The organism is Arthrobacter sp. P4_F10, from assembly GCF_056401435.1.
On record NZ_JBFUJJ010000012.1, the window covers coordinates 20,610 to 44,003 of the forward strand.

The 23,394-nt window shown below is 66.9% G+C and carries 23 protein-coding genes; 7 read left to right on the top strand and 16 right to left on the bottom strand.

Translation table 11 applies throughout. The annotated features are described in order from the left end of the window. Positions 1 to 146 precede the first annotated feature (146 nt). Complete coding sequence (locus tag AC1DR1_RS13720; protein WP_476992749.1) at positions 147 to 2,060, top strand: AMP-binding protein; 1,914 nt, start codon at positions 147 to 149, stop codon at positions 2,058 to 2,060. Between the two features lie 79 nt (positions 2,061 to 2,139). Here AC1DR1_RS13720 and AC1DR1_RS13725 read toward each other — a convergent pair whose 3' ends face one another. Beyond that, positions 2,140 to 2,859, bottom strand: coding sequence for a response regulator (locus tag AC1DR1_RS13725; protein ID WP_476992750.1), 720 nt, complete (start codon positions 2,857 to 2,859; stop codon positions 2,140 to 2,142). Continuing rightward, complete coding sequence (locus AC1DR1_RS13730) at positions 2,856 to 4,532, bottom strand: sensor histidine kinase (protein WP_476992751.1); 1,677 nt, start codon at positions 4,530 to 4,532, stop codon at positions 2,856 to 2,858. The genes AC1DR1_RS13725 and AC1DR1_RS13730 overlap by 4 nt, the downstream gene beginning before the upstream one ends. A 139-nt stretch (positions 4,533 to 4,671) precedes the next feature. Between AC1DR1_RS13730 and AC1DR1_RS13735 the strand changes: the two genes are divergently transcribed. After that, complete coding sequence (locus tag AC1DR1_RS13735; protein WP_229992527.1) at positions 4,672 to 6,030, top strand: cation:dicarboxylate symporter family transporter; 1,359 nt, start codon at positions 4,672 to 4,674, stop codon at positions 6,028 to 6,030. 124 nt (positions 6,031 to 6,154) lie between these two features. Here AC1DR1_RS13735 and AC1DR1_RS13740 read toward each other — a convergent pair whose 3' ends face one another. Genes AC1DR1_RS13740 through AC1DR1_RS13750 form a run of 3 tightly spaced genes read right to left on the bottom strand, consistent with a single transcriptional unit; the run spans position 6,155 to position 9,141 of the window. Beyond that, positions 6,155 to 6,904: an ABC transporter ATP-binding protein gene (locus AC1DR1_RS13740; RefSeq protein WP_229992528.1), complete on the bottom strand. Its 750-nt coding sequence runs from the start codon at positions 6,902 to 6,904 to the stop codon at positions 6,155 to 6,157. Next, positions 6,897 to 8,003: a FecCD family ABC transporter permease gene (locus tag AC1DR1_RS13745; RefSeq protein WP_476992752.1), complete on the bottom strand. Its 1,107-nt coding sequence runs from the start codon at positions 8,001 to 8,003 to the stop codon at positions 6,897 to 6,899. The genes AC1DR1_RS13740 and AC1DR1_RS13745 overlap by 8 nt, the downstream gene beginning before the upstream one ends. Further along, on the bottom strand, positions 7,963 to 9,141 hold the full coding sequence (locus tag AC1DR1_RS13750; protein ID WP_476992753.1) for an ABC transporter substrate-binding protein: 1,179 nt from the start codon (positions 9,139 to 9,141) through the stop codon (positions 7,963 to 7,965). The genes AC1DR1_RS13745 and AC1DR1_RS13750 overlap by 41 nt, the downstream gene beginning before the upstream one ends. 213 nt (positions 9,142 to 9,354) lie before the next feature. On the opposite strand from AC1DR1_RS13750, the gene AC1DR1_RS13755 reads away from it, so the two are divergent. Beyond that, entirely contained in the window at positions 9,355 to 10,128 is a 774-nt protein-coding gene (locus tag AC1DR1_RS13755) for a DUF6390 family protein (RefSeq protein WP_229992531.1), read from the top strand. Positions 10,129 to 10,156: 28 nt separating this feature from the next. Here the strand turns inward: AC1DR1_RS13755 and AC1DR1_RS13760 are convergent, their stop codons facing one another. The 11 genes from AC1DR1_RS13760 to AC1DR1_RS13810 all read right to left on the bottom strand — a co-directional run bounded on the left by AC1DR1_RS13760 (position 10,157) and on the right by AC1DR1_RS13810 (position 19,124). Then, complete coding sequence (locus AC1DR1_RS13760; protein ID WP_476992754.1) at positions 10,157 to 10,414, bottom strand: HypC/HybG/HupF family hydrogenase formation chaperone; 258 nt, start codon at positions 10,412 to 10,414, stop codon at positions 10,157 to 10,159. A gap of 13 nt (positions 10,415 to 10,427) precedes the next feature. Beyond that, positions 10,428 to 11,000: a hydrogenase maturation protease gene (locus AC1DR1_RS13765; protein ID WP_476992755.1), complete on the bottom strand. Its 573-nt coding sequence runs from the start codon at positions 10,998 to 11,000 to the stop codon at positions 10,428 to 10,430. Between the two features lie 7 nt (positions 11,001 to 11,007). Beyond that, positions 11,008 to 11,127, bottom strand: a complete 120-nt coding sequence (locus AC1DR1_RS13770) for a DUF6893 family small protein (RefSeq protein ID WP_414645459.1) — start codon at positions 11,125 to 11,127, stop codon at positions 11,008 to 11,010. Then, on the bottom strand, positions 11,124 to 12,617 hold the full coding sequence (locus tag AC1DR1_RS13775; RefSeq protein WP_229992534.1) for a hypothetical protein: 1,494 nt from the start codon (positions 12,615 to 12,617) through the stop codon (positions 11,124 to 11,126). The genes AC1DR1_RS13770 and AC1DR1_RS13775 overlap by 4 nt, the downstream gene beginning before the upstream one ends. Continuing rightward, positions 12,614 to 13,255, bottom strand: coding sequence for a DUF6084 family protein (locus AC1DR1_RS13780; protein WP_229992535.1), 642 nt, complete (start codon positions 13,253 to 13,255; stop codon positions 12,614 to 12,616). Before AC1DR1_RS13780 ends, AC1DR1_RS13775 begins: the two co-directional genes overlap by 4 nt. After that, positions 13,248 to 13,964: a DUF5947 family protein gene (locus AC1DR1_RS13785; RefSeq protein WP_476992756.1), complete on the bottom strand. Its 717-nt coding sequence runs from the start codon at positions 13,962 to 13,964 to the stop codon at positions 13,248 to 13,250. Before AC1DR1_RS13785 ends, AC1DR1_RS13780 begins: the two co-directional genes overlap by 8 nt. A gap of 42 nt (positions 13,965 to 14,006) precedes the next feature. Then, a complete protein-coding gene (locus AC1DR1_RS13790) occupies positions 14,007 to 14,972 on the bottom strand; it encodes a NifU family protein (protein WP_476992757.1) in 966 nt (321 codons plus the stop codon). A 6-nt stretch (positions 14,973 to 14,978) separates the two neighbouring features. Then, positions 14,979 to 16,772 carry a nickel-dependent hydrogenase large subunit gene (locus AC1DR1_RS13795; RefSeq protein WP_476992758.1) on the bottom strand — a complete coding sequence of 598 codons (1,794 nt, stop codon included), beginning with the start codon at positions 16,770 to 16,772 and terminating at the stop codon, positions 14,979 to 14,981. Positions 16,773 to 16,797: 25 nt separating this feature from the next. Next, a complete protein-coding gene (locus AC1DR1_RS13800) occupies positions 16,798 to 17,856 on the bottom strand; it encodes an NADH-quinone oxidoreductase subunit B family protein (RefSeq protein WP_229992539.1) in 1,059 nt (352 codons plus the stop codon). 57 nt (positions 17,857 to 17,913) lie between these two features. Next, positions 17,914 to 18,729: a hydrogenase nickel incorporation protein HypB gene (hypB, locus tag AC1DR1_RS13805; RefSeq protein WP_476992759.1), complete on the bottom strand. Its 816-nt coding sequence runs from the start codon at positions 18,727 to 18,729 to the stop codon at positions 17,914 to 17,916. Positions 18,730 to 18,794: 65 nt separating this feature from the next. After that, entirely contained in the window at positions 18,795 to 19,124 is a 330-nt protein-coding gene (locus tag AC1DR1_RS13810) for a hydrogenase maturation nickel metallochaperone HypA/HybF (protein ID WP_229992541.1), read from the bottom strand. A gap of 333 nt (positions 19,125 to 19,457) precedes the next feature. Here AC1DR1_RS13810 and AC1DR1_RS13815 point away from each other — a divergent pair, with 333 nt between their 5' ends. From AC1DR1_RS13815 to AC1DR1_RS13830, 4 genes are all read left to right on the top strand, one after another. Next, positions 19,458 to 20,357, top strand: a complete 900-nt coding sequence (locus AC1DR1_RS13815) for a ParA family protein (RefSeq protein ID WP_476967219.1) — start codon at positions 19,458 to 19,460, stop codon at positions 20,355 to 20,357. 62 nt (positions 20,358 to 20,419) lie between these two features. Further along, on the top strand, positions 20,420 to 21,313 hold the full coding sequence (locus tag AC1DR1_RS13820) for a segregation and condensation protein A (RefSeq protein ID WP_476967229.1): 894 nt from the start codon (positions 20,420 to 20,422) through the stop codon (positions 21,311 to 21,313). Between the two features lie 101 nt (positions 21,314 to 21,414). Next, positions 21,415 to 22,020: an SMC-Scp complex subunit ScpB gene (gene scpB, locus AC1DR1_RS13825; RefSeq protein WP_229992577.1), complete on the top strand. Its 606-nt coding sequence runs from the start codon at positions 21,415 to 21,417 to the stop codon at positions 22,018 to 22,020. Between the two features lie 119 nt (positions 22,021 to 22,139). Next, positions 22,140 to 23,393 (top strand): pseudouridine synthase, encoded by a 1,254-nt coding sequence (locus tag AC1DR1_RS13830; protein ID WP_476967220.1) that lies wholly within the window; start codon positions 22,140 to 22,142, stop codon positions 23,391 to 23,393. Position 23,394 lies beyond the last annotated feature (1 nt).

The following is a 23,394-nucleotide window of genomic DNA, read 5'->3' on the forward strand; positions in this document are numbered from 1 at the left end:
AGTGTATACACGCGGGGTCGCTTTGCCCAGCAATTGCGGTCCGTGGGGTGGAAATTGATGAGCTGTGTATACAGAAGCCCTTGTAACGCCGGTCCGCCCCGGTTTACCATGGGCTACATCACAACGTCGTGGACAGGATGTAAGTCATGGTCACCAAGAGCTACCAGGCCGCCTACGAGCGGAGCCTGGATCACCCCGCGGAGTTCTGGCTGGAGGCCGCGGACGGGATCTCCTGGCAGACGCCACCGCGGCAGGCCCTCGATCCGGGCCGGGCACCGCTCTACGACTGGTTTCCGGACGGTGTCCTGAACACTTCCTACAACGCCCTCGACCGGCACGTTGCCCAGGGCCGGGGTGCGCAGGACGCCCTGGTCTACGATTCCGCGATGTTGGGCATCCAGCAGAGCTACACGTATGCGGAACTGACGGACCTCGTGGCCCGGTTCGCCGGTGTCCTGCGCCGCAGCGGCGTCGGCAAGGGCGACCGCGTGGTGATCTACATGCCGATGATCCCCGAGGCCGTGATCGCGATGCTGGCCACCGCACGGCTCGGCGCCGTGCACTCGGTGGTCTTCGGCGGCTTCGCCCCCAAGGAACTTGCCGCCCGCATCCGCGACGCTGCCCCTGCGGCGGTGGTGACGGCGTCCGGCGGCATCGAGCCATCGCGCCGGATCGAATACCTTCCCGCCGTCGCCGAGGCCCTCGGCATCGCCGGCGCCCCGGACATCCCGGTGCTGGTCAAAGCCAGGGAAGGCTTCGCGTCCACCATGGCCTCCATGGCGGCCGAACAGCCCGGGTGGCTCGATTGGGACGCCGAGATGGCCACCGCCGAGCCTGCCGCGCCGGTGGATGTCACGGCCACGGATCCGCTGTACATCCTCTACACCTCGGGCACCACCGGGGCGCCGAAGGGCGTGGTGCGGGACAACGGCGGCCATGCCGTGGCCCTGAAGTGGACCATGGAAAACATCTACGACGTCGGCCCCGGGGACGTCATGTGGACCGCCTCGGACGTCGGCTGGGTGGTGGGCCACTCCTACATTGTGTACGGGCCGCTGCTGGCCGGCGCCACCACGGTGCTGTACGAAGGTAAGCCGGTGGGGACACCGGACGCCGGCGCGTTCTGGCGGGTCATCGAGGACCATAAGGTCAACGTGCTGTTCACCGCGCCCACCGCGCTGCGCGCCATCCGAAAAGCCGACCCTGAGGGCCAGCTCCTGGACAAGTACGACATTTCCAGCCTGCGGACCCTGTTCGCGGCCGGCGAGCGGCTGGACACAGACACCTTCCACTGGGCCTCCAGGGTCCTCGGCGTTCCGGTGGTCGACCACTGGTGGCAGACGGAGACGGGCTGGGCCATCTGCGCCAACCCCCGCGGCCTCGACGGTCTGCCGATTAAGGCCGGTTCACCGAGCGTCCCGATGCCCGGCTTCCGGCTCAACATCGTCGACGGCGGGGGCGGGGACGTCGAGGCCGGCACGGAAGGGAACATCGTCCTGGGCCTTCCGCTGCCCCCGGGCACCCTGACCACGCTGTGGCGCAACGACGAACGCTACATTTCCTCCTACCTGCAGGCGTTCGAAGGCTACTACGCCACCGGCGACTCCGGCTACCGGGACGGGGACGGCTATGTCTTTGTCATGGGCCGAACCGATGACATCATCAACGTCGCCGGACACCGGCTCTCCACCGGCGCCATGGAACAGGTGATCGGCCAGCACCCGGCGGTCGCCGAATGCGCGGTGATCGGCCTCGCCGACCCGCTCAAGGGCCAGCGTCCCAGCGGCTACGTGGTCCTCAAATCCGGTGTGGACATTCCCGAGGACCTTCTGGCCAAGGACCTGATTGCCCTGGTCCGGCGCGACATCGGGGCCGTGGCGGACTTCAAGCACGTCACCGTGGTCGACGCCCTGCCCAAGACCCGTTCCGGAAAGATCCTGCGCAAGACCATGCGCCAGATCGCCGACGGCGAGACCTACGTGGTGCCGTCCACGATCGAGGATGCCGGCGTGATCGACCGGCTGCTCGTAACCCTGCGCCCCGGCCCGCCGTCGAGATGACACTTGGCGGCAGTGTTTCCGGGAATCATTGCCGCCAAGTGCCATGTCGATGACAGGAACCGCGGGGGAGCGGTGAAGCTTAGGGCCGCGGCCGTAACCAGCGGTATTCGTTCTCCGGCCGGCCGGGGGCGCCGTAGCGTGCGGCGCGGGAGACCGTTCCGGCATCGGCGAGGTACTCGAGGTAGCGCCGGGCGGTGACCCGGGACATGCCGAGCGCCTCCATGACTTCGCTGGCCGAGACCGCCCCGTCCTGCTCTTTGATGTAGTCCTGGACGGATTCCAGCGTGGATACGGCCAGGCCCTTGGGCAGCGACACTTCGGACGGGGCACGCAGGCTGGCGAAGGCCTGGTCCACATCGCTTTGGGACGCCCGGGCCCCCGCGACTCCGGTCACAGGGGAGGCCAGCTGCTCGCGGAATTGCCGGTAACTGGCGAGTTTGTCCGCAAACGTTGCGTAGGTGAACGGCTTGATCAGGTATTGGACCACGCCGGTGGCCACAGCACTGCGGACGATATTCAGTTCCCGCACGGCGGTGATGGCGATGATGTCCGCGAAGAGCCCGGCCGCCCGCATCCGGCGTGCGATGTCCAGCCCGTGCAGGTYCGGGAGGTTCATGTCCAGCAGTACCAGCTCCACCGGATTGCCCGCCGCCGCGAAATCCGTGAGCAGGCGCAGCGCGGACTGCCCGTCCGGCGCGGAGCCGGCCAGGGTGAAACCGTCCAGCCGTTCAATGTAGGCGGCGTGCGCCGCGGCGGCGATGGGCTCGTCTTCGACGACGAGCACCCTGATCTCGCTCATGGCTGTCCCTCTGTTGTGACCGGCAGCGTGACGCGGAAGAGCGCCCCGGCCGGGCTGGTGATTGTCATGGTACCGCCCAGCCGCTGCACTGCCTGGCGGACCAGGGCCAGCCCGAGGCCACGTCCGAAAGGTCCCGGTGTCTTGGTGCTGAAGCCGTGACGGAAGATGTCGTCCACGGCCGAGGGGTCGATTCCCGGGCCGCTGTCTTCCACGGTGATCTCCAGCGCGGACCCGGTGGACTCGACGGTCAGCTCCACGAGCCTGGGCGCCGGCGCCTCGGCCGCGGCGTCGATGGCGTTGTCCAGCAGGTTTCCAAGGATGGCTACGAGATCCTGCACGGCCAGTCCGGTCACCGACGTGGAGCCGCCTGCGTTCAGGATCAGTTCGACGCCGCGCTCGTGCGCTTCGGCGGCCTTGCCCATGATCAGGGCGCCGAGCACCGGTTCCTCGATGGAGCTGACAATGTCATCCGTCAGACTCTGGCTGAGTTCCAGATCCTTCGTGGCGAAGTCCAGCGCCTCGGGGGTACGCCCCAGTTCCATGAGCGAGACGATCGTGTGGAGCCGGTTGGCATGTTCATGCGTCTGTGCCCGCAGGGCGTCGGAGAGCGTGTGCATGGTTTCGAGTTCGCTGCCCAGGGATTCGATTTCGGTGCGGTCCCGGATGGTGGCCACAGTGCCGTAAACATGGGCGCCGGAAGCCGCTCCCCGCTGGCGGGCTCCGGCCGATGCGGGTCCGACCGCCGGGCCTTGGTTGACCACCAGGATCCGTGAGCCGGTCAGGTGGATCTCGTCGTGCGCGGTACGCCCGGATTCGAAGAGTTCCTTAAGGCTGGGTGCCAGCGGCAACTCCGCGAGGGAGGGCGCCTCCGGGCGCCTGCCGTCTGGCGCGCCGGGGGCATGCGTGCCGGCAGCGGCGTCGGAGGCCTGCTTCTTCAGCCCCAGCAGTTCGGCGGCCTGATCGTTGTACATCACCACTTTGCCCTTGGGGTCGATGAGGATCACGCCCTCACGCACCGAGTGAAGCACCGATTCGTAGTACGCGAAGAGCTGGCCCAGTTGCTCCGGGCCCCAGCCGCGGGTCACCCGGCGCAGGTAGCGCCCGAGCAGCCAGGACGCCACGGAACCGCCTACCAGCAGCGCCAGAGCGATGGCCAGCAGCGCCGGCAGCCTGCCGGAGACTGCCACGTCCACGGTCCGGACGGTCACGCCAGCGGCCACGAGTGCCCGGACCTTGCCGTCCGCATCCTTGACAGGGGCGATGGTGCGCACCGAGGGGCCGAGGGTGCCGGCCGTGACCTCCGTGAACACCTGGCCATTGAGGGCCGCATCGATCGAACCGATATACGGCTTGCCCAGTTCCTCATCGCGCGGATGGGTCCACCGCGTGCGGTCCGGGGCCATGATCGTGACGAAATCGGCGTCGGCATCCTTCATGATTTTGAGGGCATACGGCTGGAGCAGGGCCGTGGGGTCGGTGGCGCCCGCCGCCTCGAGGACGAAGGGGGCGTCGGCCACCGTCGTGGCTATGCCGGCCATCCGGCGGCCGGCCTCGTCGTAGGCGTGGTCGCGCGCGTCGACGAACGTGGCCGTGCCGACGATGGCCGTCAGGGCCACCACGAACAGCAGTTGGGCCACAAACAGCCTGCGGGCGATGCTCCAGCGCTGGATCATCAACACCTTCCATGACCAATATGAACGCAAGGGTGATGCGCGTCACCTTGTCATCAATGATGGGGGTACACGCAAGAACGGACGCGAGCGGACCCTAGCGGGAAGCTCACGAAAGTCCAGCCTATCCAAGGAGAACACCATGGCCTCTCAACGAGGAGAGTCAGCAGCACCGGCCGCAGCCCCGGCCAAGAAGCGCAAGGGACTGGACAAGTCCCACTACCTCTACATTGCAGTCATCGTCGCCGTGATTGCAGGTGCCGTTATCGGTCTGCTGTTCCCCGAGGTCGGCAAATCCCTCAAACCGCTGGGCGACGGCTTCATCAAACTCATCAAGATGATGATCGCTCCGGTGATCTTCTGCACGATCGTGCTGGGCATCGGCTCGATCGCCAAGGCCGCCACAGTAGGCAAGGTCGGCGGCCTGGCGCTTGCCTACTTCGTCGTCATGTCCACCTTCGCCTTGGCGATCGGCCTCGTGGTGGGCAACCTGATCCACCCGGGCGAGGGCCTCAAGCTCGCCCCCTATGATCCGAACAAGAAGGCGGCGGTCGACAGCACCGTTGACTTCCTGCTCGGCATCATCCCGGGCGACATTCCTGTGTTGCCGACTCTCCTCGCCGCGATCCTGGTCGGCTTCGCGCTGCAAAAGATGGGCCCTCAGGGAGCACCGATCCTCAAGGCGGTCGGTTATGGACAGGCCCTCGTGTTCCGCATCCTGATCATGATCATGTGGCTGGCCCCGGTCGGAGCCTTCGGTGCGATCGCCGCAGTTGTCGGTGCCACCGGCTTCCAGGCCATCATCAGCATGGCGACCCTGATGGGCGCCTTCTATGTCACCTGTGCCCTGTTCATCGTCGTGATCCTCGGTGGCCTGCTCAAGGTGGTCGCAGGCGTCAGCATCTTCAAGCTCATGAGGTACCTCGGCCGCGAATACCTGCTGATCTTCTCGACGTCCTCCTCCGAAGCGGCGCTGCCCCGCCTGATCGCGAAGATGGAACACCTCGGTGTGTCCAAGCCGGTCGTGGGCGTCACCGTCCCCACCGGCTACTCCTTCAACCTGGACGGCACCGCCATCTACCTGACCATGGCCGCGCTCTTCGTCGCCAACGCCATGGGCACGCCGCTGGATCTTGGTGCCCAGGTTTCCCTGCTGGTCTTCATGATCATCGCTTCCAAGGGTGCCGCCGGCGTCACCGGCGCCGGCCTGGCCACGCTGGCCGCTGGACTCCAGGCGCATGCACCTCAGTTGCTGGGCGGCGTGGGCATGATCGTAGGCATCGACCGGTTCATGTCCGAGGCCCGCGCCTTGACCAACTTCACCGGCAACGCCGTCGCCACGGTGCTGATCGGCACCTGGGTCAAGGAGATCGACGCCGGACGCGTGGACCGTGTCCTCGCCGGTGCCGAGCCGTTCGACGAAGTGACCATGCTCGCCGACCACATCGGTGGGCAGGAAACCGTCGAACAACCGACGCAGCCGGTCCTGGCACACGCCTGAACCCCAGGCCGGACACCGGCCTGAACCGCGGCCTGAACCCCGGCCGCGGCCGGACCGGACATCAAACCGCCAGATGACGCCAAAGCGCCCGGCAGCTAAGCTGCCGGGCGCTTTGGCGTTCGGATCAGCGCTCGTCTGCGCCGAATGGGGTCACCACTGTCCGGCGGGGCGTCCCGGCGTCGTCGTAGTTCAGTGTGCTGACACGGACGCCGTACAGCGCCGAGAGCTGCGCGTCGGCGAGTAGCGGCCCGGCAGGACCAGTCACCACCCCCTCGGCGCCCATGAGGACCACCGAGTCTGCGAGGAACAGGGCGTGGTCCGGGTGATGGGTGCTCACCAGCAGCGACATCCCGCTCCGCACGAGTTCCCTCAGGAGCTGGAGGACCCGGACCTGGTTTTTCAGGTCCAGCCCGGTGGACGGCTCATCCAGGACAAGGAGCCGCGAACCTCCCGCGACGGCCCGTGCAATGAGGACCAGCTGCTGCTCGCCGCCGCTCAGGGTCGGGAACAGCCGGTCGGCCAGGGCGGCGATCCCCACCCGGTCCATGGCCTGGAGGGCGGCAGCCCTGTCCCGGGTGCCGGGGGAGCGGAAGACGCCGATGTGGCGGGCACGGCCCATGACCACCATGTCCAGGGCCGGGTAGCCGAACGTGCTGCCACGCGCCTGGGGAACATAGCCGGCCGTCTCGGACCGGCGCACCGCCCCCTCCTGGACGGCCAGCATGCCCGCCGCGCAGCGCACCAGCGTCGTTTTGCCGCTGCCGTTTGGCCCCAGGACCGCCGTCACGGTGCCCGGCGGCACCGAGAAGCTCAGATCCTTGAACACCCAGTTCTGCGGTGAATAGCCAAACCCGGCACCGCGTAGTTCAAGCACCGTCCCAGATCCTCTCCCTGTTCCGGCGCAACAGCACGAAGAAGACCGGCGCCCCGATTAGGGCGGTGAGGACTCCTAACGGGATTTCACCGGCCGTTGCGGTGCGCGCAATGGTGTCTATGGCGATGAGGTACGCCCCGCCCAGCAGGAATGAGACCGGCAGCAGGACGCGGTGGTCCGGGCCCACCCACATCCGCGCCAGGTGCGGGATGACCAGCCCCACCCAACTGATGACGCCGCTGACGGCCACGGCCCCTGCCACCATGAGGGCCACGGCGGAGAGGACAGCCCAGCGCAGCGGACGCGGCCGGAGGCCCAGGGCCGCGGCGTCGTCGTCGCCGAGCGAGAGCACATTGATCCGCCACCGCAGTGCCAGCAGGACGACGCCGCCGGCAGCAATCGGAATGAAGGCCACCAGTACCTTCGCCCAGGTTGCGGTGGCGACACTGCCAAGCAGCCAGAAGACGATTGCGGGAAGGGTGGTGAACGGGTCCGCCAGATACGTCACCAGGGCCACCAGGGCGGAGAAGAACGAGGCCGTGACGATTCCTCCGAGGACGACCATGAGGATGTGGGTGCCGCCCCGGCCGGACGTGATGAGGAAGACGATGGCCAGTGCCAGCAGCCCGAAGCCGAACGATCCGCCCACGAGGGCCACCGGACCCAGGCCCAGCAGCAGGGCCAGGGCACCACCGAAGGAGGCACCGGATGAAACGCCGATGACCTCCGGACTGACCAGGGGATTACGGAACACGGCCTGCAGCGCCGCACCGCCAAGTGCGAGGCCACCACCCACCAGCAGGGCCAGCAGGACCCTGGGCAGCCTGACCAGCAGCACCACGTTTTCCTCGGCAGCGGGAAGGCTTGAGCCCAAGGGAAYTATCCGGGAGGCCAGGATTTCCGCGACATGGGCGAGGGACACGTTGTAGCGGCCGCTGGCGAGGGCAAGCGCCGACACGGCGGCCAGGACGGCCGCTGAGAGCAGGCATGGACCGATGACCTGGCGCAGCCTCGGTCCGCGGCGGCCGCCAAGGTGTCCCGTGGTCAGAGGCTGGGCCTCACGAAGCATCGAACTGCCGGTAGTTGGCCGAGATGCCATTGGCTTCAGTCCACAGGATCTTGTCCGTCTCCGGCGCTGATGGCCGGTAGCGGTACAGGAAATCGAAGTAGTCGCTGGTCTGGTCCCTCAGCGCGGACCGGCTGCCGGAGGGGAAACTGATATCGCTGAGCCAGCGCCACATCAGGGGTGACTCCTGGCCCGGGGGATCCCAACGGTACCCGCCCAGCGGCACCTTGTACACGCGCCGGGAACGCACGGCGGACACGCTTTGCCACACCGGATTGCCGTAGACGTCCGCGGGCATCGCGTCGTCGAAGTTCCCCAGCAGGATGATCTCCGGATCCCATGCCAGGACCTGTTCGACGTCGACCCCCACCATGCCCTTGCCCTGGAGGCCCTGCGGGCCGGTTGCTGGATTGTGGCCGCCGATGAGCTTGATGTAGAAGTCGTTGTAGCTGTCGTTTCCGGCAACCTTGAGCCCGCCGCTGAACCTGTTGAAGTAGATGATGCCCGGGCCGCCGGTGCCGCGGGAGGCGGCCTCGGCCTGGATGGACCTCTGTTGCTCGTCGCTGCGCGCCTCCATCTGCGCGGCCCGCTCCGGGTGCCCCAGCATCGTCGCGAACAGCGCGGTCCAGGTGTCCACATCCTGCTGCGTACCGGTGTTCGTGATGCCCAGGACCTTCATCCCGGCTTGTTCCAGCGGTGCCGTAAGTTGCGCATCGCTCCACTGGACCACGACGTCCGGGTTCAGTGCCCGGATGCTTTCGACATTGGGCGTGAAATCGGTAGTGGCGATGTCGTGCGGAATATTCAGGGCCTCCGGGTACATGGTGCCCATGGCGCCGTCACGCATGGCAACCCAGGAGGCGTTATGCATCCCGGCGAGATGGCTTGCGCCCTGGTCGACGGCGGCGAGCAGGGAGGCGGCCGGCATGGGAATGGTCACCACCCGGGTGACCGGGCGGTCGAAACTCAGCACGGTCCCGCGCTGGTCCGTGACCTGGATCCCGGCCGAACCGGCGGCGGAACCCGGTGGCGAGGTACCTGCCGGTGGCATTGACAGTGGTGTTGGCTGCGGCGGCGTGCTTCCCGGGGCGCAGGAAGCGAGGAACAGCGCCCCTCCGCCGTAGAGGGCCGCTGCCAGTACTGATCGTCGGTTGGCTTCGGGGATGTTCATCGGCCTACCTCCCGGGAAGGACCGCACACGAGCGGCCATTCGCTCCGCGCCAGCCATGGCAGTGTTTCCAGCCACGACAGTGTTCCAGGCACGGCATTCCCTCACAGCATCTGCCGAATGCGCAGGGGTGTCAATGCCGGCAACGCGGACATTGTTTGCCGATGGGCGGCGGTGCTAGCCTCGCACATATCCCCTGTGAAACGAGGCCACGGGATGCAAGTCAATGGCGCTCAACTCTTTGTCCGGTACGCATATCCGCCGAATTCGCGGGGCAGCTGCGGGCCGCCGGACAGCGATGCGCTGCTGCACTATGGCCAGTCGGGGGTGACGGACGCGGGCCTGCGGGAACTGGCCAAGGGGTTCGCCGGCGCCTGGCCGTATCTGGAGCTCATCGCCGGTGCCACGGGCAACCCGGACCCGCTTGACTACCCGGTAGTGGAGGCCTACTGGGTGGGAAACACGCTGCTGGACTCCGTGGGTGTGCGCAGCATCGGCAATTCCATGGAGGACAGGTTCCGAGCACGGACCGGCCATCAGTTTCCGCATCTCATGGAAGGGGTCCTGGCCGGCGGCGTACCGCACCACAGCTTCCATGTGCTGGAAATCTATCCGTGGCTTGGACTGTTGCGCGATGATCGGCGCTCATCCACGGCCCTGAACGTCCTTGACCAATGCCGCATCCGGTGGGGCGAAGTGGTGGCCGTCGAAGGGGACAGCGCCCTGGTGCGCTCCCGGCCCCTGGTCTGGGACGGGATGGCGCTCTCGCTCGGCGAACCGGTGATCGAGACGGCCAAGTACGCCGTGGCCGGGTCCGGCTTCATCGCTGACCTCACGGCAGGCGACATGGTGTCCCTCCACTGGGACTGGGTGTGCGACCGGCTGGGGCCGGCGCAGCTCCACCGGCTCCAGCACTACTTTGCGCGCCACCTCAAGATCGCCAACTCCGGCGTGGAGCATCGCGGCGCCGCGATTGCACTCGAACAGTGAATACAGAACAGTAAGGGGGGAGCGCAGGCTACGGGACGTTGTCGGTGGGGTCCGGGCCCCGTCCCATGAGCTCCAGTCCCGTCATGGCACGGTCGGCGCCAGCCTGGTCCACGCGCTCCAGGGCGAAGCCCATGTGGATCAGGACCCACGTACCGCTCTCCAACGGGCCGTCGTCGAGGAGCCCAATGTTGATCTTTCGCTGCACGCCTACCACATCCACGAGGGCCAGTTGCCCGTTGTAGCCGTCGATCACTTCGATGATCCGGCCCGGTATTCCCAAGCACATCCGCGCTTCCTCCTCAGCCTGCTTCATCCGAACCGGCGCTCGCGGTCGCTGCGTCCGCGGACGTTATGTGGGCCGTGACCAGTGTGCGCACTGCCTCCACGGCTGCCGGGACGGCGCGGGACACGTCCTCGGTCAGCTCCATGCCGTCGTCTGTTCGCCCCGCGATGCAACCCACCAGGTAGGTCTCCGGCAGCGATCCGCCCAGGATGCGGAGGCGGCGCAGGACAGCCAGCGGGTCCATGCCATGCGGATCGAACTCCGGGTTGACCGGCAGGCCGGCCGGCGTGAGCGGTCCGCCGGGTTCCAGATCCTCCGCCCGGATCTTGAGGATCCGGAGGGTCCCGGCGCTTGTGCTTCCGTCCGCCGGGGCCGGAAGCACATCCACGAGCACCAGCGCATCCACCCCGTCCAGGAGATCGTAGGCGAGGTGCAGCCCACGGACCCCGTAGTCCCTCACCTGAACGTGCTCTGGCACCCAGCCGGGCAGGCTTGACGCCTCCTCCGCCAGGCGGCGGGCGACGGCCGGTCCGAATCCGTCGTCGCGGAGGAACACGTTCCCCACGCCCGCCACGAGAACCCTGCTCACAGCGGGCTCACATGCTGCGCATTCGCATGTAGCGCTTGATGTCCGGAATCGAACGCAGTCCGACGACGGCCACTGCCAGGCCCGCGGCCAGCAGGAGCACGACGGTCATGATGCCCAGACCTTTCATGATGATGGTTCCTTTCCGTTGTCCGGGGGCTGCGCCGCGGCGAGCGGCACGAGTTCCTCGGGGGCGAAATACAGATACCGGCCGTACCATTCCTGCAGTTCGGCCGCCGGGTCGGCTTCGAGGACCACCGCGACGTGCGTTCCGCCGTCGACGTCGAAGTGGACTCCTGTGACACGTCCCGATTTACCGGCGAAGAAGAGGTCCTGCGCATCGGCGCGGCGCAGTGGAACAACCCGCACCCGGCTGCCGCGTGAGACCTGGACGCCGTCGATGAAGACGGTGTCCGATTCCGGATCCACGGCTGCGTCCCGGGCCGGATCCCACCACGGCGTATCGGCGCCGGTGTTCGCGGCGGCGCCGTTGCCCGGGACGGAAAATTCAGGGACGGACAATTCCGAATCTGAATATTCCGGAACGGCGAAGCCGGGGAACTCGTCGTACCCGGACGTCCCGGGTCCGCGGGGCGAACCGGCGTGCGGGTTCCGCAGGATGCCGTGCAACTGCTGGAGCTCCTCTGCTGTCATGTTTTCGCAGCGATCGATGATCGCTGCCGCCCGGGCATCGGTTGACCGGGCTTCCGCCTTTTCCTCATCGGTCAGCGTGAGCACCCGGAGGGTCAGGATTTCATCGATCTCCGTCGCGTCGAACAGTTCCACGGTGCTCTCCGGCGCCACCGCGGGGTGGTCATAGAGGATGATCGGGGACAGGAGCAGGACATCGCGCTGCCCCTCGGGGCCGGCGAGCACGGGCCAGCAGCGGTGCTGGCGGCACGAAGCCGCCGCCGCCGACGCCCACTGCGGCGGATCGATCACCGAGAGGAAGTCGGCGTCGTGGACTGCGAGCAGGACGTGGGCTCCGATGAACGAGAGCTCGATGGCGGACCGCTTGTCGGTGGTTGCTGCCGCCGTGTTTTCGACCGTGACCCTGAGCCGCCACAGCGGACCTGCCGCCGGCACCGGTGTCGCCACTTGCGTCGCCATCAGGCGCAGCTCCCCGCGGAGCGTTCGACGCCGGCGTACGAGCCTGCCGGCGGTGGCGCCGCGGGTGTCCCGTAAGGGCTCGATGTCCTCGGTCGCCGGGACGTTGACCGGCGCGCGCACGCCCGCGGCAAGTTGGCCGAGGCTGTACGGCCCGAGCGTGATCTCCTGATCCGTGGCCTCGTCCCAGCTGAGCCACCGGGACGGGCCGACCAAGAGTTCATCGACGGGTGTGAAGCCGCCGTCATCCGCGCGCTCGGCGGACCTTGTCTGCAGGTGCAGGAAGCGAAGATGGACTTCGACCCGGGCTGCGGGTCCCGGCTCGAGGAGGCAGTCCGCTGCCATGTCCGGCTCTTCACCGGCGCCGGCGGCTGCCGCGCCCGGCGGCCCAAGCACCCCGAACTGCCAGCGGGCCTGGTTCTTGGCGGACGAGGCGCGGTACGGGTACAGGAGGTACCCCTCATAGAGGACAGCGTCGGCGACGGCGCGTGCCAGGCTGAGGCCGGCGTTCACGGTACCGGGTCACCCGCCCCGGCCAACAGGCCCTCGATTGCCGCCTCCCAGGAAGTCAGGCCGTGGACCGCCTTGTACCTGGCCAGGGCCGCCAGGACGTCGCGGTCCAGGCGGATCCATCCCTGGTTGGGGAAGAATGCGTCTATCAGCGAGCGCCAGACGGCCACGGGCAGGGCGTACCGCGCTTCCCGGTCCCAGGGAATCTGCTCGACGCCGAAGCCCGCCGCGCCGCGCGTGAAAACTGTCCCGGAGAAGAGGAACTCCAGCGGAACGGTCCCGTCCCGCAGGGAGTTCAGGTACTTTGCCGCGGCGACCTCGAAATCGAAGGTGCAGGGGAGCGGCAGGTCAACCTCGACGCTGTCCGCAAATCCCTGCACCAGGACGCTGCTGTGCATCCACATGAAGGGCTTGAGGGTGGTGGGCCACCGCCCGCGGTTGCCGAAGAGTTCCAGCAGCCCGGCTTCCTCGTCGGCGTCGTAACCGCGGCGTTGGGCCAGGATCCGCACCTGGCAGCGCAGGGCCATGGCGTGGATGGCGGCGCCGCTTCGCTCCTGGATCCGCAGGCGCGCGGTCAGCTGGGGTGCGGCCGCGTAGGGCTCGGGGGTGATGTCCAGCACGCTGAATTCGAGGTCAACCATGGCGTCCCTCCTGCTCTGCCTGGGCCGGAGCGGGGGCGGGCCTGCTGCGGCTGCTGATCCGGTCGAAGAAGCCGGCGAGCTCCTGGCGGGACTCCTGGCCGCCGTCGAAGCCCTTCCACACCCGCCGCAGGCGGCCCACCAGCTCGTAGCACGTATCGATGGGGACCAGATGGCAGTCCGCCCGGTCCCGCTCGGGGCCGGGGGAGCGGATCAGCAGGGCTTCCGTGTCGGGGGCGAGCATGGCGATTGCCGGGTTGGCGGCTTGGACCGATGCCCAGGCGTTCAGGGGAAGTTCCGACTCCGTGGCGCCCGCCGGGCTCGGGTAGAAAGCAGCGGTCCGGCCCAGCGCCGAGTTGAAGAAGAAAAATGCCAGTCCCACCGGGATTTCCAGCTCGTCCCACTGGGCCTGCCCGAGCTCGAAGGGCTCGAATGAGAGGTAGCGGTCAGGGACGGAACGGTAGCGCAGATGGGCCGACGAGTCCGTGAACAGCAGATAGCAGGGCCGGCACGTGCACAGCAGGGAGCGGCTCTCCAGATCCACCACATGCTGGTGGGCCTCCGGAATGGGCTCCGCGCACATCTCGCAGCGCTCGCCGGCCGGCTGGGCCGGGCGGGTGGAGGCTATCCGGCGGAGCACGGAGAGCGCCGACGTTCCGCCGGCTCCTGAACCGCCGGTGGGCTCCCTCCCGGTTCCCGGCGGCGCCGTCATTCCCGGCTCCGTTCCCGTGCCTCGGCGTTCATTTGCGGCACCTCACAGCGGGTCCGCGGTGGTGGGAACGGCCACGGAGGGAACACCGTCGCGGAGCAGCAGTGGTAGAGGATCAAGATGCAGTGCCTTGTCCTCGAGGCAGGCCCCGGCCTTCCGGACGTCGAAGTGGCTGCGGCAGTGCGGGCAGCGCAACAGCCCGCCGCCCACCGGGGCCGCCAGTGCCCGCTGCAGCGAGGCGCCCGGCATGGAATGGGTGCAACGGGGGCAGCGGTCCACAAACGCGTAAACGTCCGGGCCGATCCGGCACGTGAGCAGCTCGACGCCCGCCACCAGGAAGCCCGCGACGCTCCCGGACTCGAGTTCAGCGAGGGCCGGGACCGCCTGCCAGGTGACGGAGGCCGGCGTGGCGGCGTCGTGCGCCGTCCAGTCCGGTGCGCCGGCGTCGGACGGGCCGCCGTCGTGGCCGTCCAGCCTGGAGCGCAGGGCACCGACCGGGATCAGGGCAGGTACGGCGGCGGGGGCCGCCTCCTCCACTTCGATGGCGGTCACCTCCGGCGCCGCGGTTTCTATCGCGTCCTCGACGGCGAGTTTGAGAGTGACCGACGACGACGGACAGCCCTGGCAGCTGCCCAGCAGCCTCAGCCGGACGACGCCTTCTTCGCTGATGCCGAGAAGCTCCACATCCCCGCCATGCGAGCCGAGGTAAGGCCGGACTGAGTCGAGTGCGGCGGCGACCCTCCCGGGCAGGTCCACGGGGTGCAGTCCGTGGATCAGCAGCAGGCCGGACACCAACGGGTCCGACGTGAGAGCGGACACCGTTCCAGAATCGAGCACACCCTGCGCATCCAGCACATGCAGGATTCGTTCCAGCCCGGCACCGTACAGCTCCGTTACCTGCCGGACCAGTTCCTCTGCCCGGTCCCGGGCCACAGGACCGCCGGAACCCAGCGCATCGAGGAGCGAACTGATCCGTTCACCGGCCGAGCCCAACAGATTCTCCCGGTCCATGGCGGGCTACTCACCGGTGAGCGACTGCGTGGGGGAGTGCAGCAGGTCCAGCGTCTGCCCGTCCCCCAGGTACATGTGGACGCCGCACGGCAGGCAGGGGTCGAAGCTCCGGACGGTGCGCATGATGTCGATGCCTTTGAAATGATCGCGGTCGTTCTCCTCGAAGATGGGCTGGCCCTGCACCGCGTCCTCGTACGGACCCGGCGTTCCCTCGGAGTCGCGCGGGCTCGCGTTCCATGGCGTCGGCGGGTAGGGATGATAGTTGGCGATCTTGCCGTCGCGGATCACCATGTGGTGGGAGAGCACGCCGCGGACGGCTTCGGTGAAGCCGCAACTGATGGCTTCGTCCGGCACCTCAAAGGACTCCCAGGTCTTAGTGCGGCCCGCCCGGATCTCCTCGAGTGCCTTTTCGGCGAAGTGCAGTGCAGCGGCGGCCGCGTAGGCCTGGAAATAGGTCCGCGCCCGGTTGCGCTCCAGCGTGTTGCTCCACTGCGGGATCTTCCATTCCAGGGTCACCGGGCCCTTCAGCGCCGTCTTGGGCAGCTCGATCTGGATGCTGCTGCCCGTTGACTTGAGGTAGCCGGTCTGGACGAGTCCAGCAAGGGCGGTGGACCACAGCCGGGCAAGCGGTCCGCCGCCGGTATCCAGCGCCAGATTGTTTTCGCCGTCAGACCACCGTGGCGACATTACCCAGCTGTACTTGTCCTCCAGGTCGCGCTTCTGCGGCCGCGGGTTGGTGTGCTGGTTCCAAGGGTGCCGGCGGTCCACCGGGTTGCCCAGCGGATCGCGGGTGACGAACATTTCCTGGTCGCCCCAGTCCTCGTAGTACGACGAGCCCAGCATGATGCGGATCCCCAGGTTGATCCGCACCAGGTCCGTGGTCACGAGTTTGCCGTCCACCACCACCCCGGGGGTGACGAACATCTTCCGGCCCCACTCCGTCATGTCCTTGTAGGCGAAATTGCAGAACTCCGGATCCTGGAAGGAACCCCAGCAGCCCAGCAGGGTGCGCCGCAGCCCCACCTGCTCGTAACCGGGAAGTGCCTCATAGAAGAAATCGAACAGGTCGTCGTGCATCGGCACGACCTTCTTCATGAACTCCACGTAGCGCATGAGCCGGGTGATGTAGTCCGTCATCAGTTGGATCGTCGCCACGGTGCCCACGCCGCCCGGGTAAAGCGTGGAGGGATGGACATGCCGGCCCTCCATCAGACAGAACATTTCCCGGGTCATCCGGCTCACCTGCAGCGCCTCGCGGTAGAACTCCCCGGTGAACGGGTTCAACGAGCGCATGATGTCCGCGATGGTGCGGTAGCCGTGCTCGGCCGCGTGCGGGGCCGGCGTGTTCTCGGCTTTGGCGAGCACCGCCGGGTTGGTTTCGGAGACCATCTTCTCGCAGTAGTCAACGCCGACCAGATTCTCCTGGAAGATGTTGTGGTCGAACATGTACTCGGCAGCCTCGCCCAGGTTGACGATCCATTCGCCGAGGTGCGGAGGCTTCACCCCGTAGGCCATGTTCTGCGCGTAGCAGGAGCACGTGGCGTGGTTGTCGCCACAGATTCCGCAGATCCGGCTGGTGATGAAGTGGGCGTCCCGGGGGTCCTTGCCGCGCATGAAGATGGAATAGCCGCGGAATATCGATGACGTGCTGTGGCATTCCACCACTTCGTTGTTCTTGAAGTCGACCTTGGTATAGATGCCGAGGCTGCCGACGATCCTCGTGATCGGGTCCCAGGCCATCTCCACCAGGTTTTCGCCCGCGGAACCGTCCGCCGAAGGCATCGGAATCGTCGAAGTCATTGCATTGCCTCTCTGCTTAGCGTCCCTACCAGGTCCGCTTGGCGCCGGTCAGCAGTTCATTGCCGGGTTTGCGCCAGCGTGGTTCCTGGTCCAGCGTGTGCTTCGTGATGTTCCGCAGTGTCCTGATGGTCTTGCCGTAGGGCATGACCGACGCGGTGGACAGTTTGCCGCCAGGAGGTTCGTCCATGAACGGCATGAATTTGTCCGGGAATCCCGGCATCGTGCAGCCGATGCAGATGCCGCCCACGTTCGGGCAGCCGCCGATTCCGTTCATCCAGCCACGCTTGGGCACGTTGCACTTGACCACAGGTCCCCAGCAGCCGAGTTTGACGATGCACTTCGGGGACCCGTATTCGGTGGCGAAGTCGCCCTGTTCGTAGTACCCGGCGCGGTCGCATCCCTCGTGCACCGTCTGGCCGAACAGCCACGTTGGCCGGAGCGCCTCGTCAAGGGGAATCATGGGTGCCTGCCCGGTGGCCTGATACAGCAGATATGTCATGGTCTCTGACAGGTTGTCCGGCTGGATGGGGCAGCCCGGGACGCACACGATCGGGATTCCGGCCTTGGACCGCCAGTCATATCCGAGATAGTCGGGCACCCCCATGGCCCCGGTGGGGTTCCCGGCCATGGCATGGATGCCGCCGTAGGTCGCGCAGGTTCCCGCCGCGATGATCGCCGTCGCCTTGGGGGCCAGCCGGTCCAACCACTCGCTGGTGGTGATCGGCTGTCCGGTCTCAAGGTTGTTGCCGAAGGCAGCCCAGTAGCCGCCCGCGGCGTGCAGCTTCTCATTCGGGATGGACCCCTCCACCACCAGCACGAACGGCTCCAGCTCGCCGCGGTCCGCCTTGCGGAACCACTCGAGGAAGTCGTCGGCTCCCTGCTGCGGGCCGCATTCGAAGTCGATCAGCGGCCAGTGCATGGCGATTTTGGGGAGTCCGGGAAGCGCCCCGAGGGCTATCTCCTCGACGCTGGGCTGGGTTGCCGCCGTCAGGGCCACGGAGTCACCGTCGCAGCTGAGTCCGGCGTTGATCCACAGGACGTGGATCAAAGTTTCTTCCGCTTTCAATGCAGTAGCTGTAGGCATCGTTGCCTCCTTCGGAGCCCCGCCCTGCGGCTGCGGCTCGAATGTTGCGTCAGCAGGTCAAACGCGTAGTCCACCGGAGCGCGGTGCGCTCCCGACGGCGGCCGTCGCCGCGTGGGGATTCTTCCGGATCCACTCCAGCCAGCCATCCATGCCTTCGCCGGTGGTAGCTGACAGGGTCAGGACGTCGACGCCGGGATTCAGCCGGCGCGCCTGGCCAACGCAGCGCTCGACGTCGAACTCCACGTAGGGGAGCAGGTCTGCTTTGTTGATGATCACCAGGTCGGCAGCCAGGAACATGTGGGGGTATTTCTGCGGTTTATCATCGCCCTCCGTAACTGAGATCACGACGACCCTGGCCGATTCGCCGAGGTCGAACAATGCCGGGCACACCAGGTTGCCCACGTTTTCGATGAAGACTGTGGAGCCGGGTCCAGGGTCCAGTGCGTCCAGGGCCCGCTGCAGCATCCCGGCATCCAGGTGGCAGCCTGCTCCGGTGTTAATTTGGATCACCGGCCGCCCCGTGGACCGGATCCGGTCGGCGTCCAGCGAGGTCTCCTGGTCGCCTTCGACGACACCGATGTCCAGTTCTCCGGCCAGTTCCCGGATGGTCCGCACCAGGAGCGTGGTCTTGCCGGCCCCGGGGGAACTCATGACATTGAAGGCCCGGATGCCGCGTCCTTCCAGCCATCCCCGGTTCCGTGCGGCCAGGAGGTCGTTCTTGGCGAGAAGATTCTCCTCCAGGGAAATGAGCGTCCGTCCATCAGGCGCGTGGCTGTGCCCGTCAGGCCCGTGATCGTGCGGATGTTCGTGCCCGTGATCGTGGGGATGCGGATGCTCGTGCGGGGCTGCTGCAGCGTGCAGCGTATTCTGCACCGTTCCGTCGAGGTCGGAAACCCTTGTTCCGGCGTCGTCGCCGCATCCGCACGTCGCACACATACCTATGCAACCTCCACCGACGTGACCAGGAGTTCCCGGCCGCTGACGATTTCGACATCGGCGCTGCCGCACGGACAGAGCAGAAATATGTCCTCGAGGACGAATTCGTCGCGGCAGCTGCGGCACCTGGCCCGGCCCTCGGATTCATCGATAGTGAGGGCTGCCCCGGCCAGCGGCGTGTCAGCTGAAACCACTTCGAAGCAAAAGCGCACTGCGTCCGGCAGGACACCGCTCAAGGGGCCGATTCGCAGGTTGACGCCCGTGACGGGGCGGTCGCCGGTCCGGTTCAGGACCGCCTCCACAAGACTTTGGGTAATCGCAAGTTCGTGCATGAGCTGCTGCCACCTCGTCGTTTCAATGTAGGCCCGCGGGGTACAAACTTCAATATGCCTGCACTAGGCTCGGAGCCGCCCCTCGCCGGCTGTCTTCCTCCCGTAGCCGCTCCCGCCAAAGCTGCCGGCGTGCTCCGGCCGTCGTGCCCGGCCGGAGGCCGCAACCTTCGACTTCAACCAGAACGTCAAGGCACAGCGCCCGCGCCAGTGTCAAGGTCCGGCGAATACCGTGTCGGGCGCTGTAACCTTGGGAGGAACGCGCTGGGCTCTGGGAGCCCGGAGGCGGCAATATGAAGCACGACAATCACCGTCATCGAAAGTGTGGATAGATACGTGAGCAGCGAGCAGGGTTCAGCAACTCTGGAAGGCACCGAATTCGACCTGGAAGACGCCGTTATGGGTCCCACCGGGCGGCCCCATCGCGACTTTCCGGAGCCCGCACCGCTGTCTTCCCACGGTCCTGCGCGGGTGATTGCCATGGTGAACCAGAAGGGCGGCGTGGGCAAAACCACGTCCACGATCAACCTCGCCGCAGCCCTGGCCGAATACGGCCGCCGGGTGCTCCTGGTCGACTTCGATCCGCAGGGTGCCCTGTCCGCCGGCCTGGGCACTAACCCGCACGAGCTCGATCTCACCGTTTACAACGTGCTGATGGACCGCAAAGTGGACATCCGCGACGCCATCCAGAAGACCGGCGTGGAAAACGTGGATCTGCTCCCTGCCAACATCGACCTCTCCGCCGCCGAGGTGCAGCTGGTCAACGAAGTGGCCCGCGAGCAGGTCCTGGACCGTGCGCTGAAAAAGGTCGAAGACGATTACGACGTCGTCCTGATCGATTGCCAGCCCTCACTCGGGCTCCTCACGGTCAACGCGCTGACCGCCGCCCACGGCGTCATCATCCCGCTCATCTGTGAATTCTTCGCCCTGCGCGCCGTCGCGCTGCTCGTGGAAACCATCGACAAGGTCCAGGACCGCCTCAATCCGCGCCTGCAGGTCGACGGCGTGCTCGCCACGATGTACGACGCGCGGACCCTTCACAGCCGGGAAGTGATCGCCCGCCTGGTGGAGGCCTTCGGTGACAAGGTCTTCGAAACCGTCATCAAGCGCTCCATCAAGTTCGCCGACGCCACGGTTGCAGCCGAGCCCATCACAACCTACGCGGGCAACCACGTCGGTGCCGACGCCTACCGCCGCCTGGCCAAAGAGCTGATCTCGCGCGGCGGCGCGCCCTAGCCAGGATCGTGGCAGGCGCCTTCTCTCCGCCAGCGGAGCTCGACATGCCGGCGACTCTCGACATGCCGGCGGAGTTCGACACACGCGCGGATTCCGCGCAGTCCGCAGGCCCGGCCGTCCCCGCAGCACCTGACCTGGCTGCGTCGTCCGGGAAGAAGCCCGGATTCGAAGTGCGGCTCGCCAACTTCACCGGCCCGTTCGACCTCCTGCTCGGCCTGATCTCCAAGCATCAGCTGGACATCACCGAGGTGGCGCTGTCCACGGTCACAGACGAATTCATCAAGTACATTCGAGGCCTGCAGCAGCTGGGGGAGGAATGGGCACTGGATGAGGCCAGCGAATTCCTGGTGATTGCGGCCACGCTCCTGGACCTCAAAGCGGCCCGGCTGCTGCCCGCAGGCGAGGTCGAGGACGATGAGGACATTGCCCTGCTGGAGGCCCGGGACCTCCTGTTCGCCCGGCTGCTGCAGTACAAGGCTTTCAAACACGTGGCCGGCATGATCGGCTCCACCCTTGAGCTCGAAGCCCGGCGGTATCCCCGGCAGGTTGCCCTGGAGGGACACTTTGCTGCCCTCCTTCCGGAACTTCTTTGGCGGCACACCCCGGAGCAGTTCGCTTCCCTGGCCGAGGCGGCCCTCAAGCCCAAGGAGGCCGCCCCCACGGAAGTAGGCCTCGCGCACCTGCACGGTACGCCCGTGAGCGTCAAGGAACAGGCCGAGCTGCTGGGGAACCGGTTGCGGCTGGGGACGCCGCTGACGTTCCGGGCGCTGATCGCCGACGCCGAATCCACGCTGGTGGTGGTGGCGCGGTTCCTGGCCCTGCTGGAACTGTTCCGCGACCGCGCGGTGGGCTTTGACCAGCTGCTGCCGCTGGGCGAGCTGACCGTGCACTGGACGGCCGATGCCGACGGGTGGAGCAGCGAAAACCTGAGTGAAGAATACGAGGACCAGCCGTGAACGAACGATTGCCGGACACCGAACCGGACGCCGAACCGGACACGCGGCCGGACGTCGAGAGCCTGCCCGGCGGGGCCCGCGCGGCCCTCGAAGCCGTCCTGATGGTGATCGACGAACCGGCCACAACCATGGCCCTCGCCGCCGGACTGGACCTGACGGTCGACGTCGTCGAGTCCCTCCTGGCTGAACTGCAGCGTGATTATAACGGCTATACTGTTAATGCCCCGGATGCGGACGTCGCCAGCCAGAACAGCACCAACACCAGTAGCAACACTGGCAAAACTGACGGCAACAATGCCGCCCCCCGGGGTTTTGAATTGCGGAATATCGCCGGAGGCTGGCGGATCTATTCCCGCGCGGAGTTCGCCGAGATCGTTGGCGGATTCGTGCTGGAAGGACAAACAGCCAGGCTGACGCAGGCGGCGCTCGAAACGCTCGCCGTCATCGCATACCGCCAGCCCGTATCAAGGGCGCGGGTGTCTGCAATTCGAGGAGTCAACGTCGACTCTGTCGTGCGGACGCTGACGCAGCGGGGGCTGATCGAGGACTCGGGAACTGATCCCGAATCCGGGGCAATCCTGTACCGCACGACATCGTATTTCCTTGAGCGGATGGGAATCGGCTCTGTGGCTGAATTGCCACAGCTTTCCCCCCACCTTCCGGGTCTGGAAGGCATCGAGGAGTACTACGACGCAGGAAGAATGTAAGAAGTATCTTGTGCGGGCACAACGTCTGCACAAGAGTATCCACCGGGCAGAATAATTTGCCCGGCCGGCGGGTGTTGTCGGGAGACAGCGGCCGCGGGCCACCAACGTAAGGACGGGTCATGACACAGGCGGGACGCCAGGGTTCACCACGTAACAGTTCGGGACGCAACAGTGCCGGACAAAGCAGTGCCGGACAAAGCAGAGGCCAGGGCAAGACCGCACGCGGCCCGGTCCAGGGCGGCGGACCGCGCGCCGCCGGCGGCAAGGGAGGCCGTGACTTCTCCAAGGGCGGCGGAGACCGCCCCTTCAAGCACCCCAAGCCTCGCGAAGAGGCCTTCATCGATCCGGACCTCCAGGGTCCCGACGGCGCGCCGTCGGCTGCCCGCCAGGCCTCCGCTGACTGGAAGTCCAAAGCGCCATCTGGCAAGGAAGCAGCCCGCAAGGCCGCCGCCCGCAAGCCCGGCTTCGGCAAGACCCCCGGCACCCCCGGTGCCCTCAAGCCCAAGCCGCGCACCGGCGCCGCCAAGTTCGCCGGTCCCCGGGCCTTCGGCAGCGAACGCTTCGGCCAGAACCTCGGACCGGTGAGCAAGCCAGTCCGCAACCGCGGACCGCGCCGCGAGGTGCCGCAGTCTGAGCTGCACGACGCCGACGGCACCCGCCTCCAGAAGGTCATGGCCTCCGCCGGAGTCGCCTCACGGCGCGTCTGCGAAGAAATGATTGCCGAAGGCCGCGTCGAGGTCGACGGCCAGGTGGTCACCGAGCTCGGCGTGCGCGTCGACCCGAAAACGGCAGTGATCCACGTCGACGGACTGCGCATCCAGCTGGACGAGAACATGGTCTACATGGTCTTCAACAAGCCCAAGGGCGTTGTCTCCACCATGGAGGACCCGGATGGCCGCCCGTGCATCAGCGATTTCGTCCGCAACCACCACGGCGAACGCCTGTTCCACGTGGGCCGGCTCGACGTCGCCACGGAAGGGCTCCTGCTCCTGACGAACGACGGCGAGCTTGCCAACCGCCTGACGCACCCGTCCTACGAAGTGCCCAAGACCTACCTCGTGCAGGTCCGCGGGCCGTTCCCGCAGGGCATCGGCGCCGAACTCAAGGCCGGCGTCGAACTCGAGGACGGTATCGCCTCGGTGGACTCCTTCAAGCTCGTCGACTCGACCCCCGGCCACGTGCTGATCGAGGTCGTGCTCCACTCGGGTAAGAACCGGATCGTCCGGCGCATGTTCGACGCCGTTGGCTTCCCCGTGCTGCGCCTGGTCCGCGTCAAGGTTGGCCCCATCGGTCTGGGCGACCAGCGCCAGGGCAGCATCCGCAACCTCGGCAAGCAGGAAGTCGGCCACCTGCTGGCATCCGTGGGGCTGTAAG

Coding starts and splice junctions, on each gene's coding strand:
- AC1DR1_RS13720 (WP_476992749.1), top strand. CDS start 147: ATGGTCACCAAGAGCTACCAGGCCGCCTACGAGCGGAGCCTGGATCAC.
- AC1DR1_RS13730 (WP_476992751.1), bottom strand. CDS start 4,532: ATGATCCAGCGCTGGAGCATCGCCCGCAGGCTGTTTGTGGCCCAACTG.
- AC1DR1_RS13735 (WP_229992527.1), top strand. CDS start 4,672: ATGGCCTCTCAACGAGGAGAGTCAGCAGCACCGGCCGCAGCCCCGGCC.
- AC1DR1_RS13750 (WP_476992753.1), bottom strand. CDS start 9,141: ATGAACATCCCCGAAGCCAACCGACGATCAGTACTGGCAGCGGCCCTC.
- AC1DR1_RS13755 (WP_229992531.1), top strand. CDS start 9,355: ATGCAAGTCAATGGCGCTCAACTCTTTGTCCGGTACGCATATCCGCCG.
- AC1DR1_RS13760 (WP_476992754.1), bottom strand. CDS start 10,414: ATGTGCTTGGGAATACCGGGCCGGATCATCGAAGTGATCGACGGCTAC.
- AC1DR1_RS13770 (WP_414645459.1), bottom strand. CDS start 11,127: ATGAAAGGTCTGGGCATCATGACCGTCGTGCTCCTGCTGGCCGCGGGC.
- AC1DR1_RS13780 (WP_229992535.1), bottom strand. CDS start 13,255: ATGGTTGACCTCGAATTCAGCGTGCTGGACATCACCCCCGAGCCCTAC.
- AC1DR1_RS13785 (WP_476992756.1), bottom strand. CDS start 13,964: ATGACGGCGCCGCCGGGAACCGGGAGGGAGCCCACCGGCGGTTCAGGA.
- AC1DR1_RS13790 (WP_476992757.1), bottom strand. CDS start 14,972: ATGGACCGGGAGAATCTGTTGGGCTCGGCCGGTGAACGGATCAGTTCG.
- AC1DR1_RS13795 (WP_476992758.1), bottom strand. CDS start 16,772: ATGACTTCGACGATTCCGATGCCTTCGGCGGACGGTTCCGCGGGCGAA.
- AC1DR1_RS13800 (WP_229992539.1), bottom strand. CDS start 17,856: ATGCCTACAGCTACTGCATTGAAAGCGGAAGAAACTTTGATCCACGTC.
- AC1DR1_RS13810 (WP_229992541.1), bottom strand. CDS start 19,124: ATGCACGAACTTGCGATTACCCAAAGTCTTGTGGAGGCGGTCCTGAAC.
- AC1DR1_RS13820 (WP_476967229.1), top strand. CDS start 20,420: ATGCCGGCGGAGTTCGACACACGCGCGGATTCCGCGCAGTCCGCAGGC.
- scpB (WP_229992577.1), top strand. CDS start 21,415: ATGGTGATCGACGAACCGGCCACAACCATGGCCCTCGCCGCCGGACTG.
- AC1DR1_RS13830 (WP_476967220.1), top strand. CDS start 22,140: ATGACACAGGCGGGACGCCAGGGTTCACCACGTAACAGTTCGGGACGC.